At 33.1% G+C, this 12,595-nt stretch carries 15 protein-coding genes; 7 read left to right on the top strand and 8 right to left on the bottom strand.

Features of this window, described 5'->3' with window-relative positions:
• Positions 1-28: 28 nt before the first annotated feature.
• The 4 genes from Q4517_RS02750 to atpG all read left to right on the top strand — a co-directional run bounded on the left by Q4517_RS02750 (position 29) and on the right by atpG (position 3,627).
• Entirely contained in the window at positions 29-526 is a 498-nt protein-coding gene (locus Q4517_RS02750; RefSeq protein ID WP_303505962.1) for a F0F1 ATP synthase subunit B, read from the top strand.
• A 7-nt stretch (positions 527-533) separates the two neighbouring features.
• Positions 534-1,091, top strand: coding sequence for an ATP synthase F1 subunit delta (atpH, locus tag Q4517_RS02745; RefSeq protein ID WP_303505960.1), 558 nt, complete (start codon positions 534-536; stop codon positions 1,089-1,091).
• Positions 1,092-1,112: 21 nt separating this feature from the next.
• Positions 1,113-2,693 (top strand): F0F1 ATP synthase subunit alpha, encoded by a 1,581-nt coding sequence (atpA, locus tag Q4517_RS02740; protein WP_303505957.1) that lies wholly within the window; start codon positions 1,113-1,115, stop codon positions 2,691-2,693.
• Positions 2,694-2,766: 73 nt separating this feature from the next.
• A complete protein-coding gene (gene atpG, locus Q4517_RS02735) occupies positions 2,767-3,627 on the top strand; it encodes an ATP synthase F1 subunit gamma (RefSeq protein WP_303505956.1) in 861 nt (286 codons plus the stop codon).
• A gap of 77 nt (positions 3,628-3,704) precedes the next feature.
• Here atpG and dxs read toward each other — a convergent pair whose 3' ends face one another.
• Entirely contained in the window at positions 3,705-5,474 is a 1,770-nt protein-coding gene (dxs, locus tag Q4517_RS02730) for a 1-deoxy-D-xylulose-5-phosphate synthase (protein WP_303505953.1), read from the bottom strand.
• A 38-nt stretch (positions 5,475-5,512) separates the two neighbouring features.
• Between dxs and rsmI the strand changes: the two genes are divergently transcribed.
• Positions 5,513-6,184 carry a 16S rRNA (cytidine(1402)-2'-O)-methyltransferase gene (rsmI, locus tag Q4517_RS02725; RefSeq protein WP_303505951.1) on the top strand — a complete coding sequence of 224 codons (672 nt, stop codon included), beginning with the start codon at positions 5,513-5,515 and terminating at the stop codon, positions 6,182-6,184.
• A gap of 1 nt (position 6,185) precedes the next feature.
• Here rsmI and Q4517_RS02720 read toward each other — a convergent pair whose 3' ends face one another.
• Genes Q4517_RS02720 through Q4517_RS02710 form a run of 3 tightly spaced genes read right to left on the bottom strand, consistent with a single transcriptional unit; the run spans position 6,186 to position 7,909 of the window.
• Positions 6,186-6,890 (bottom strand): hypothetical protein, encoded by a 705-nt coding sequence (locus Q4517_RS02720; protein WP_303505949.1) that lies wholly within the window; start codon positions 6,888-6,890, stop codon positions 6,186-6,188.
• A gap of 2 nt (positions 6,891-6,892) precedes the next feature.
• On the bottom strand, positions 6,893-7,558 hold the full coding sequence (locus tag Q4517_RS02715) for a hypothetical protein (RefSeq protein ID WP_303505947.1): 666 nt from the start codon (positions 7,556-7,558) through the stop codon (positions 6,893-6,895).
• A 12-nt stretch (positions 7,559-7,570) separates the two neighbouring features.
• Positions 7,571-7,909 carry a PadR family transcriptional regulator gene (locus tag Q4517_RS02710; RefSeq protein ID WP_303505945.1) on the bottom strand — a complete coding sequence of 113 codons (339 nt, stop codon included), beginning with the start codon at positions 7,907-7,909 and terminating at the stop codon, positions 7,571-7,573.
• Between the two features lie 152 nt (positions 7,910-8,061).
• Here Q4517_RS02710 and Q4517_RS02705 point away from each other — a divergent pair, with 152 nt between their 5' ends.
• Together Q4517_RS02705 and Q4517_RS02700 are read left to right on the top strand one after the other, a co-directional pair.
• Positions 8,062-9,111, top strand: coding sequence for a ferredoxin--NADP reductase (locus Q4517_RS02705; protein WP_303505942.1), 1,050 nt, complete (start codon positions 8,062-8,064; stop codon positions 9,109-9,111).
• Positions 9,112-9,132: 21 nt separating this feature from the next.
• Positions 9,133-9,810 carry a LysE family translocator gene (locus tag Q4517_RS02700; RefSeq protein WP_303505940.1) on the top strand — a complete coding sequence of 226 codons (678 nt, stop codon included), beginning with the start codon at positions 9,133-9,135 and terminating at the stop codon, positions 9,808-9,810.
• Here the strand turns inward: Q4517_RS02700 and mgtE are convergent.
• The 4 genes from mgtE to Q4517_RS02680 all read right to left on the bottom strand — a co-directional run bounded on the left by mgtE (position 9,807) and on the right by Q4517_RS02680 (position 12,577).
• Entirely contained in the window at positions 9,807-11,156 is a 1,350-nt protein-coding gene (gene mgtE, locus Q4517_RS02695; protein ID WP_303505938.1) for a magnesium transporter, read from the bottom strand. The genes Q4517_RS02700 and mgtE overlap by 4 nt on opposite strands.
• Positions 11,157-11,245: 89 nt before the next feature.
• The gene (gene rsmA, locus Q4517_RS02690) at positions 11,246-12,046 is read right to left on the bottom strand and encodes a 16S rRNA (adenine(1518)-N(6)/adenine(1519)-N(6))-dimethyltransferase RsmA (protein ID WP_303505936.1); all 801 of its coding nucleotides are present in this window, start codon (positions 12,044-12,046) and stop codon (positions 11,246-11,248) included.
• 10 nt (positions 12,047-12,056) lie between these two features.
• Positions 12,057-12,245: a hypothetical protein gene (locus Q4517_RS02685; protein WP_303505934.1), complete on the bottom strand. Its 189-nt coding sequence runs from the start codon at positions 12,243-12,245 to the stop codon at positions 12,057-12,059.
• 2 nt (positions 12,246-12,247) lie between these two features.
• Positions 12,248-12,577, bottom strand: a complete 330-nt coding sequence (locus Q4517_RS02680) for a DUF4286 family protein (RefSeq protein WP_303505932.1) — start codon at positions 12,575-12,577, stop codon at positions 12,248-12,250.
• Positions 12,578-12,595 lie beyond the last annotated feature (18 nt).

The following is a 12,595-nucleotide window of genomic DNA, read 5'->3' as shown; positions in this document are numbered from 1 at the left end:
CAAAAACAAAAAGAATACAATAGAAACAATGGGTATATTTAATGATTTTTCAGTAGGGTTGTTTTTTATGCAGCTAGTCATTTTAGCAGTGTTAATATTTTTATTAGCAAAATTTGCTTGGAAGCCTATATTAAGCGCATTAAATGAGCGTGAAGAAGGAATCCAAAAAGCATTAGATCAAGCTGAAAATGCTCGTAAAGAAATGCAAAACTTACAAGCAGATAATGAGCGCTTATTAAAAGAAGCAAGAGCTGAGAGAGATACAATGATGAAAGAGGCTCGTGAGATTAAAGATAAAATTATTGCTGATGCAAAGCAAGAAGCTGAGGAGCAAACTTCTACTATGGTAGAGAATGCTAAGGCTACCATTAAGCAAGAGCAACAAGCAGCAATTGCTGAGTTAAAGAAAAAAGTAGGTGATTTATCTATCGAGATAGCTCAAAAGGTTGTAAGAAAAGAATTAGCTTCACAAGATGATCAATTAAAGCTTGTAGAAGGAATGTTAGAAGAGGTTATTTTAAACTAATCAGCAGATGAAAGAAGCAAGAGCAGCATTACGTTACGCAAAGGCAGTTTTAAACTTAGCTAAAGATTCAGGAAATGAAACTTTAGTAAACGATAACATGAAGTTAATCGTTGATACAATTGCTGAAAGCGCTGATTTAGATCTTATGCTTAAAAGTCCTGTAATTAAAGCTGCAGATAAACGTAAAGTTTTAAATGCACTTTTTGGTGATAAAGTAGATAATATAGTAAAAGGATTATTTAACTTATTAGAGGAAAACAAGCGTATGGTAATGTTAGAGCCTATTGCTAAGCAGTACGCTGTTATATACGATTACCACAAAAACATTAACGTTGCTAGAGTTACTACAGCAGTAGCTTTAACAAAAGCATTAGAAGATAAAATACAAGCTAAAATTGTAGCCCTTACAGGAAACAATGCGAGTATTGAAAATATAGTAAATCCTGATATTTTAGGAGGATTTATCTTACGTGTTGGAGATGTGCAGTACGATGCAAGTATTTCTAACCAATTTAATGAGTTAAGGAGAGAGTTTGACAACAGTCATTACATTCCAAAAATTTAATTATACATCAAAAGAAATAAGATGGCAGCAATTAAACCAGCTGAAGTATCAGCAATTTTAAAGGAACAATTAACAAATTTTGAGTCTAAGGCTTCATTAAACGAAGTAGGGACTGTATTACAAGTAGGTGATGGTATTGCACGTGTTTATGGGTTATCTAACGTACAATACGGAGAATTAGTAGAGTTCGATAATGGGTTAGAAGGTATCGTATTAAACTTAGAAGAAGATAATGCAGGTGTTGTATTATTAGGAGCTTCTACTTCAGTAAGAGAAGGATCTACTGTAAAGCGTACAGAAAGAATTGCTTCTTTAAAAGCTGGAGAAGGAATTGTAGGACGTGTTGTAAATACATTAGGGCAACCAATTGATGGTAAAGGACCAATTCAAGGTGAAACTTTTGAAATGCCATTAGAGCGTAAAGCACCAGGAGTTATTTTCCGTGAGCCTGTAACAGAGCCAATGCAAACAGGTATCAAATCTATCGATGCAATGATTCCAGTAGGACGTGGTCAACGTGAGTTAATCATTGGAGACCGTCAAACAGGTAAATCAACTGTTGCTATTGATACTATCTTAAATCAAAAAGAATTTTATGATGCAGGACAACCAGTGTACTGTATCTACGTAGCTATCGGTCAAAAAGCTTCAACAGTAGCAGCAATTGCTAACATGTTAGAAGAAAAAGGAGCGTTAGCTTATACAACTATTGTTGCTGCAAATGCATCTGACCCTGCGCCAATGCAGGTATATGCACCATTTGCAGGAGCTGCAATTGGAGAATATTTCCGTGATACTGGTAGACCAGCTTTAATTGTTTATGATGATTTATCAAAACAAGCAGTAGCGTACCGTGAGGTATCATTATTATTAAGAAGACCACCAGGACGTGAGGCTTACCCAGGGGATGTATTCTACTTACACTCAAGATTATTAGAGCGTGCTGCAAAAGTTATTAATGATGATGCAATTGCTGCTGAAATGAACGATTTACCAGCTTCATTAAAAGGTAAAGTAAAAGGTGGAGGATCTTTAACAGCATTGCCAATTATTGAAACTCAAGCAGGAGACGTTTCAGCATATATTCCTACAAACGTAATTTCGATTACTGATGGACAGATCTTCTTAGAGTCTGATTTATTCAACTCGGGTGTTCGTCCAGCGATTAATGTAGGTATTTCGGTATCACGTGTAGGAGGAAATGCTCAGATTAAATCAATGAAGAAAGTATCAGGTACTTTAAAATTAGATCAAGCCCAATATCGTGAATTAGAAGCTTTCGCTAAGTTTGGTTCTGATTTAGATGCTGCTACCTTAAATGTAATTGAAAAAGGTAAGCGTAATGTTGAGATCTTAAAGCAAGCTCAAAACGATCCTTATACTGTAGAAGATCAGGTGGCTATCATCTATGCAGGTTCTAAAAACTTGTTAAAAGATGTACCTGTAAACAAGGTAAAAGAATTTGAAAAAGATTATTTAGAGTATTTAAATGCTAAGCACAGAGATACTTTAGATACTTTAAAAGCAGGAAAGTTAACTGATGAAGTAATTGATACTTTAAGAGACGCTGCTAAAGAAGTTTCAGCTAAATTTTCAGCTTAATAAAAGACTTTAGTATTGAGTATTGAGATGAAACTTCTCAATACTCAGTGCTCAATACTAAATACTACAAAGTATGGCAAACTTAAAAGAAATACGTAACAGAATTACTTCGATCAAATCAACAATGCAGATTACCTCTGCCATGAAAATGGTGTCGGCTGCAAAGTTGAAAAAAGCTCAAGATGCAATCACAGCAATGCGCCCATATTCATCTAAGCTTACCGAATTATTACAAAGCTTAAGTGCTACGTTAGATAGTGATGCAGGTGGAGTGTATTCAACAGAAAGAGAAGTAAACAAAGTATTGTTAGTTACTATAACCTCTAACAGAGGTTTATGTGGAGGTTTTAACTCATCTATTATTAAAGAAACAGTTAAAACTATTAATGAGAAATATAACGATGCTACTGTTGATTTATTAACGATTGGTAAAAAAGGAAATGATATTTTATCAAAAGAATATACAGTTATTGAAAATAGAAGTAATATTTTTGATGACTTAACTTTTGATAATGCTGCTGAAGTTGCTGAACAGTTAATGAATTTATTTGTTGATGGTTCTTATGATAAAATAGAAGTCATATACAACAGATTTAAAAATGCAGCAACTCAAATACCACAAGTAGAGCAATTCTTGCCAATTCAACCAGTAGAAGGAGAATCAAATGCTAATTTAGATTACATTTTTGAACCGTCTAAAGAGGAAATTATTTTAGAGTTAATTCCTAAGTCATTAAAAACGCAATTATACAAGGCAATTCGTGATTCATTTGCTGCCGAACACGGTGCTCGTATGACTGCAATGCACAAAGCAACTGATAATGCAACGGAATTACGTGATGATTTATTATTAACGTATAACAAAGCACGTCAAGCTGCTATTACAAACGAAATTTTAGAGATCGTTGGAGGAGCAGAAGCTTTAAATAACTAAGAAAAGAGAATTATTCCTCAGAATATTCTGAGAGTCTTCTATAAAAGAAAAGCGAACCAATTTGGTTCGCTTTTCTTTTATAGAAGACTCTGAATTGTTTTTTTAATTGAATTAACACCAATTCCACATACTTCTTGTAATTGTTGAATCGTACCGTGATGTATAAACTCATCAGGAATTCCTAATAGTTTGATTTTTCCTTGATAATTTGCTTTGGAAGCATACTCTAATACCTCACTTCCAAATCCACCTTTGATAGCGCCGTCTTCAACAGTGATAATAGTATTAAATTTTTTGAAAATAGTGTCTAAAAGTTGTTTGTCTAAAGGTTTTACAAAGCGTAGGTCGTAATGTGCAACCGATTCGTTGTTTTCAAGCTGATTTATTGCTTCTGAGACATTTTCAGCTATTGTTCCGATAGATAACACTGCTATTTGACTTCCTTCTTTTAAACAAACTCCTTTCCCTATTTCCATGATTTCAAAAGGAAGTTGCCATTGTTCTAATTTTCCTTTCCCTCTTGGATAACGAATCGCAATTGGGTGCTCTAATCCTTGTTGAGCGATAAACATTATGTTACGTAGCTCTATTTCGTTACGAGGGGCAAATACAATTAGGTTGGGTATGCAACGTAAATATGCTAAATCAAAAACTCCGTGATGTGTTGCTCCGTCTTCACCTACCAATCCTGCTCTATCTAAGCAGAAAATTACAGGTAAGCTCTGTAAAGCAACATCGTGAATTATTTGGTCGTAAGCTCGTTGTAAAAAGGTAGAATATATGTTACAAAAAGGAACTAGTCCTTGAGTTGCCATACCAGCAGCTAAGGTTACAGCATGTTGTTCAGCAATACCTACATCAAATGTTCTATCAGGAAACTCTTGCATCATAAATTTTAAGGAACTCCCAGTTAACATAGCGGGCGTAATTCCTACAATTTTTTCATTTTGCTTCGCTAGTTCAACAATTGTTTTTCCAAAAACATCTTGAAATTTAGTGTATTTACTTGCTTCTTTAGGTAGAACATCTCCAGAAACTTTATCAAATTTCCCAGGAGCGTGATACCTTACTTGATCTTGTTCTGCTTGTCGTAATCCTTTCCCTTTGGTAGTTATTACGTGTAAAAACTTAGGGCCCTGAACGTTTTTTAATCGATCTAATTCACGTAATAATTCTTCAAAATTATGTCCATTAATTGGTCCCGAGTAATCAAAGTTAAGAGCTTCAAAAATATTATGTTGCTCAATTTCTAATCTAGGTGATTTAATCTTAGTTAAATAATCTTTTAATGCACCTACCGATGGGTCAATACCAATCGCATTATCATTCAGAATAACCAACAAATTAGCATTGGTGTCTCCTGCGTGATTTAAGGCTTCAAAAGCCATTCCACTTGCGATAGAGGCATCACCAATTACTGCGATATGGTGTTTTTCAATATCTTGTAATTTTGAGGCGATTGCCATTCCTAAAGCTGCTGAAATAGCAGTAGAGGAGTGCCCCACGCCAAAAGTGTCGTATTCACTTTCAGAACGTTTTGGAAAACCAGAAATCCCATCAAGCTGACGATTGGTGTGAAAAACGTCTTTTCTTCCTGTTAAAATTTTATGTCCGTAAGCTTGATGCCCAACGTCCCAAACCAATAAATCGTTAGGAGTATCAAACAAATAATGAAGTGCAATGGTAAGTTCAACCACTCCTAAACTTGCACCTAAATGTCCTTCTTTTGTGGAAACCACATCAATAATAAATTCACGCAATTCTTTCGCTAATTGCGGAAAATTTTCAGGATTAAGTTGTCTAATATCCGAAGGAAAATCAATATTTTTTAACAGCTTTTTTGGCATAGGACAAATGTAAGAAAACTTTGTTGTAGCTTTGTTGTATGAGTAAATTGTATTTGGTACCTACACCGATTGGGAATTTAGAAGATATTACGCTAAGAGCACTGAATATTTTAAAAGAAGTAGATTATATTTTAGCGGAAGATACGCGTACCAGTGGAAAACTGCTAAAGCATTTTGATATTGCTACACCTATGCAGTCACATCATATGCACAACGAACACAAAACAGTGGATACCATTGTAAAACGTATGCAAAGTGGTGAAACGTTTGCACTGATTTCTGACGCTGGAACCCCTGCTATTTCCGATCCTGGTTTTTTATTAACCAGAGCATGTGTACAACATGGTGTTGATGTAGAGTGTTTACCAGGAGCTACTGCGTTTGTTCCAGCTTTGGTGAATTCGGGGTTACCGAATGATAAATTTGTTTTTGAAGGTTTTTTACCTGTAAAAAAAGGACGTCAAACACGGTTAAAATTCTTAGCAGAAGAAACACGTACGATGATTTTTTATGAGAGTCCACACAAGTTATTGAAAACACTTACAAGTTTTGTGGAGTATTTTGGAGAGGACAGACAACTATCGGTCTCTAGAGAATTGACAAAACTGTTTGAAGAAACCAAACGAGGAAGTGTAAAAGAAGTGCTAGCATATTATACTGAAAAGCCACCTAAAGGCGAGATAGTAGTTGTAGTTGATGGGAAAAAGTAAATTAGATTGCTGTAGGGTTCACTAACCTGTATTCTGGGTAATGTTCTTCTAATAGTTTTTCTGCTTTTTTAGGGATAACTACAAGTGTAATGTAGGAATATATAATAGTTAAAGTTAATACTAAGGATATAAGTAAAGCTCCAACATGAGAAGGGTTTTTTTCGATATGATTAAATAATTGAGGTAGGTTAGAAGCTACCATTGCACCTCCAAAAGATGCCACATTAAAAATATAATCTTCAAGCATCCATTTTTTATTGTTTTTTCTAGTTCTTTTATTGAACTCTTTTTTCAATTTGGTTACAAAATAAAGGTCAAGGACAGCTAAAGTAAATAGAGAAAACCCGACTACATAAATTCCAACCGAAACTTGCATGAAATAATAAAAGAGTAGAAAAATACTTGTTGTGAATATTGTTTTAGGAAGTTTAAACCATTCTTTTACATACTTCCAGAGTACTTTTCTATATTTTTTTCCAAGTTGTTTTTGCTTTTCCTCAACAACATCCATAAACCCGAACACACCAAATTTTTTAAAAGATTTGTCACGTGCTTGTTTAAAAGTAAGTGTTGGCTTTTTTTTCCAAATTTGCTCTATATCGTTGGCTAGATGATCTACTAATTCGGTTTGCACGTCGTAATGTTCTACATAATGTTGACGTGTAAACTTGTAGAGTTGCTCTATATGTTGGTCGGTTAGTTTCATAGTTACTGAATTAAATACTTGTATTTATTTTCAATAAAATCTTTTTTCTCTAAAAAACTTTGAGAAAGCAAGTAGTTAAAAATAAAAGCTACTAAATAAATATATATAGCTTCTTCATGATAGTTTCCGTTATAAAAAATATTTAAAAAATTCGGAAGATTAAGAGGGACTATAATAAGCAATGAGCTAATAAAAGAATAGGTTTTTACAAATTTAAGAGTTTTATGTTTTTTTGTGAATTTATACGTTATAAATGAAGTGTATAAGAGATTTAGGATTAAGGAACTAAAAATTAAAATTGAAGTTCCTTTAACATATTTTGAGCCAAAAAAGAAGCAAAAAAATGAAAGCAAAATTATTGCTAGCATGTTTTTAGGTAGCATAGCTTTTTTAAGAATGTCTTTTAAAATTGTTTTAGTGTAGTACCAATGCAATCTTTTAGTTTGTTTCTTATACCGGTTTTTAAAAGCTTTTTTTCTACTCAACATATATTTTATAAAAGGGACTTGAAAACCTCTCCCTTTAAAAAAAGCATTAGTATCTTGAATATTATTTTCAATTTCAGAAGCAATATGATCTACCATTTCAAAACGAATATCTATATACTCAATTCCTATTCCTTCTAAAAAAAGGTCTATTTTTTTAATTTGTTCTTTTGTTAATTCCATAGCTAATTACTTTTACTCCAAACTAAATTTAGGGTTTACCAATTGTTGCATGGTGTTTAAAAACTCTTGCATTTCTGAGAGTCGGTTTACAGTTTCTTTAGTACCATTTTCGGTAAGCTTGTAATATTTACGTAAACGATTTCCAACTTTGGCAACTTCAACATCTAATAAACCTTCAGCTTCTAGTTTATGTAGAGCTGGATACAAAGCACCTTCTGTGATTTTTAATTCCCCTTTCGTAAGTTCTTTTACTTTTTGAGTGATTTCATACCCGTACATTTTATCATTTTGTACTAGTAGTTTTAAAATGATGGTTTGTAAAGAACCTTTGTATAATTTTTGATTGCCCATAAAAACAAGTTTCTGCTGTATACCTAAAAATCTTAGGTATGCAAATATACTTAATTTTCTTATACATAAGATTTTTAGGTATATATTTTATAATAACCCTAACTTTTGTTCGTGCTGAGTTTCTTATTTTTGTAGCTCTTTAAAAAGAATACATGTCTACATTTCATAAACTACGTATTGAAAAAATAATAAAAGAAACTGCTGATGCTGTTTCTATTTTATTTGCTATTCCAGCAGAATTGAAAGAAGCTTATACTTTTATTGCTGGGCAATATATTACCATAAAAGCTACTCTAGATGATAGAGAAATAAGAAGAGCGTATTCTATATGTGCTTCACCTAATAGCAATCAAATTAAGGTTGCAGTAAAAGCCGTTGACCACGGAACATTTTCAACCTATGCAACTACGAAGCTAAAAGAAGATACTTTTTTAGAGGTTTCTGAACCAGAAGGAAAGTTCATTTTAGAGCCGCAAGCAGGCAAAAATTATATTGCTTTTGCTGCAGGAAGTGGTATTACACCGGTTTTATCAATGGTGAAAACGGTGCTAGAAAACGAATTGACTTCAACAATTACATTAGTTTTTGGGAATAAAAAATCAGAAAGCACGATTTTTTATGAAGAATTAAATGAGCTAGCAGAAAAGTATCCTACTCAACTTAACTTGCACTATGTGTTCAGTCAAGAGGTGAAAATCAACAGTAAGTTTGGTAGAATTGATAAAGGACATATAAATTATTTTGTAAAGAATATTCATAAAGATATTTCTTTTAATTCAGCATACCTGTGTGGACCTGAAGAAATGATTCAAACAGTTTCAGAAACACTTCAAGAAAACGGGTTTGACAAAGAAAATATTTATTTTGAACTATTTACTGCAAGTATCTCAGAAGAAGAAGCTCAGCTAAACATCCCAGATGGAAAATCAGAAGTTAAGGTATTGTTAGATGATGAAGAGCATGCTTTTATGATGGAAAAGACCGATACTATTTTGGCTGCGAGTTTGCGAAATAAATTAGATGCTCCATATTCTTGTCAAGGAGGAGTTTGTAGTAGCTGTATTGCAAAAGTTACCGAGGGTAAAGCTGTCATGACTAAAAATTCTATTTTAACTGATGATGAGTTAGAAGAAGGTTTGGTACTTACTTGTCAAGCACATCCTACAACACAGAAAGTTGTGGTAGATTTTGATGATGTTTAGTTAAAACCGTAACTTTATAAAATGGACTTCCACGATTTTAAAAACGCATTTTTTGTAGGTGTATTCATGGCATTTATGATAGGGCCAGTATTTTTTATGCTAATTAAAACTAGTATTTTAAAAGGTGCTCGAGCAGCTATTGCCTTTGATATAGGAGTGATTTTAGGGGATATTTCTTTTATGTTAATAGCCTATTTTGGAAGTAGAAGTCTATTAGAAAAAATAAAAGATGATCCGCGTTTGTTTCTTATTGGTGGATTGGTGCTTATAGTTTACGGTTTAATTACGTATTTAGATAAAAACAATAAAAAAGAAGCAAAAGCTCCTGATGTAATGTTGCCAGAAAGCAATAATTACTTAAAACTATTATTTAAAGGTTTTTTCTTGAACTTTATAAATATAGGAGTACTAGCCTTTTGGTTAGGTTTAATTGTCGTTATAGGGCCTACGTATGATATGAATCCAAAGTATTTAGTTTGGTATTTTGGAACTGTAATAGTTGGTTATGCTATTGCTGATTTAGGAAAAATACTACTTGCCAAACAGCTTAAAAGTAGATTAACTCCATTGGTAATTTATCGAATAAAACGAGGAATGGGTGTGTTATTAATCGTTTTTGGAGCTGTGTTAATGTTAAAAGGGTTTATCCCTGAAAGTAAGATTGATAATCTGATTGAGAAAGTAGAATCTATCGATTAGAAGCCAATAATCATTTTTGCTATCCAAAAGTAGATTAAAATTCCAAAAATATCATTACTAGTCGTAATAAAAGGTCCTGTTGCAATTGCAGGATCGATACCTCTCTTGTCTAAAAACAAAGGAATAAAAGTACCTACCAAACCAGCTACTATAATAACAGCAAATAATGAGATTGAGATAGCAGAAGCTATAATCATATCTGACTTCCAAGCCCAAATAAAGAAAAATAAGATAATAGCTAAAACAAGCCCGTTTACAGCAGCTAGAGACATTTCTTTTAATAACCTATTGGTAACACTTCCCTTTACATCATCATTCGCTAACCCTTGTACTATAATTGCTGATGATTGTACCCCAACATTACCAGCCATAGCGGCAATAAGAGGTGTAAACATAAAAAGAATAGCGTTTTCTTCTAAAGCTCCTTCAAAAAAGCCCATAATTCTTGCAGCTCCAATACCTCCAATTAAACCTAAGAATAACCACGGTAATCGAGCTCGGGTTAATTGTAAAATGCTATCTTCAGAGTCAACATCTTGGGTAATACCTGCTGCTAATTGATAATCTTTTTCAGCTTCTTCTTTAATTACATCAACAATATCATCAATAGTAATTCTACCTACCAAAACACCTAATTCATCTACAACAGGAATAGCTTCTAAGTCATATTTACGCATAATGTTAGCTACATCTTCCGCATCGTCGTGTACATGAACAAAATCTACTTTTGGAATGTAAACATCTGAAATTTTAGAACGAGTAGACGCCATTAACAAGTCTTTCAAAGACAAACGTCCTTTTAATTTACCTTCATCATCAACTACATAAATAGAGTGAACTCTAGTAACCTCTTCTGCCTGCTGACGCATTTTTTTTACACAGGTAAGTACATTCCAATTTTCATTTACTTTTACAAGCTCTTTTGCCATTAATCCACCTGCAGAATCTTCATCATAACGAAGTAATTCTACAATTTCCTTGGCATGTTCACGGTCTTCAATTCTCTGAATTACGTCTTGTTTTCGCTCTTCAGGAAGTTCTGCAATAACATCGGCAGCATCATCGGTATCAAGCTCATTAACCTCTTCAGCAATTTCTTTGGCAGATAGTTGTTCAAAAACTTTTTCACGAACTTCTTCATCAACTTCCATTAATACATCCGAAGTTGTTTCACTATCTAATAAACGTATAATGTAAACAGCTTCTTCAAAAGATAGTTCATCTAAAACTTCAGCAATATCAGCATGGTGAATATCTGAAAAAATATCAGAAAGAGCAGTGTCTTTTTGATGTTGAATCAGTTCTTGTACGTTTATTAATAAGTCTTTAGTGATTTCTAATGCCATTGCTTGCAATTTTGCTCGATAATCGAGATTTGAATATTCCGAAATCTAATTCAAAAAGAAGACTTGTTTTATTTAAAATAAGCTCTTAACTATATGATTTGAGCTATTTTTTGTGTCAACTCAATGAATTTTTGCACCGATAATTGTTCGGGACGCATCGCAAATATAGGGTCTTCTTTTAAGGTATCCGAAAGATTAAAAGATTTTAAACTTGAGCGCAACATTTTTCTTCGTTGATTGAAAGCAGTTTTTACTACCCTAAAGAATAACTTTTCATCAACAGGAAGTGTGTAGTTCTCTTTTCTGGTAAGTCTAATAACCCCAGAATCTACTTTTGGAGGCGGATTAAAGACTGAAGGAGGGACAGTAAACAAGTATTCAGCATCGTAAAAAGCTTGTGTTAATACTGAGAGTATTCCGTAGGTTTTGCTGCCTTCTTTTTCGGCAATTCGTTGGGCAACTTCCTTTTGAAACATTCCTGAAAATTCAGGAACAAATTCACGATTTTCAATTGCCTTAAAAACAATTTGAGAAGATATATTGTAAGGGAAATTCCCTATGATAGCTACTTGTTGTTTGTTAAATATTTCAGCAAAGTTCTTTTTTAAAAAATCACCTTCAATAATGGTAAACTTTTCTTTTGAAGTATTAAGTTTTATGTGCTCAACAGGAAAGGTTTCTTGTAAATAGGTAACCGACTCAGAATCTAGTTCCATTACGGTAACCTTAGTTTTTTTTTCTAATAAATACTTTGTTAAAACCCCCATTCCAGGACCAATTTCTAATACATTATTGTATCCGTTTTCAGTTAAAGTATCAGCTATTTTTTTTGCAATGTTTTCATCGTTTAAAAAATGCTGTCCTAAATGTTTTTTAGCTCTTACGGTCATTTTATTGTATCTATTTGGTTGGCGATTTTATTGTTAACGCTATAAATGTTAGTCCAAAACCTATCCCACTAATTACTCCACTAATGGTTTCCCAAGGATTATTTTCATAAGTGCAATACCCCATGACTCCACCTAAAGTTGCTATGAGTATGCCTACTATTATAAGTAGTTTTTTCTTTTGATAGATTTTTTCTTGCATCTTTAGTTACTATTCACTGTAGGATAAAATTCATTTACTATTTTTAATTCAGTTCGAAAAGCAAGCATTTTATCAGCAAACTTTTTTAATCCGTCATTACGTAGTTTGTCTGCGCTATATTTATAATAGTTATCTAAATTTTCACGTGTTTTCGCGGTATATTGAATAGAGTAGGTAATGCCTCCCATTTCTTCCTCAACCAACACTTGTGTCATTTTAGCGCTTAAAAAGTGCCCTGTTGCTAATACTTCTGGGATATGATTCTCAATCCAAGCTAACCATTCGGCATGTATACTTTCGTCTATATTTATTGTTACGTTGTATATGTACATAGTTTTTAATTTTAAAAA

Source organism: Tenacibaculum sp. 1_MG-2023 (assembly GCF_030547425.1).
Lineage (GTDB): Bacteria > Bacteroidota > Bacteroidia > Flavobacteriales > Flavobacteriaceae > Polaribacter.
Note: the sequence above shows the minus strand (reverse complement) of the source record. Positions and strands in the feature narration are given on the sequence as shown.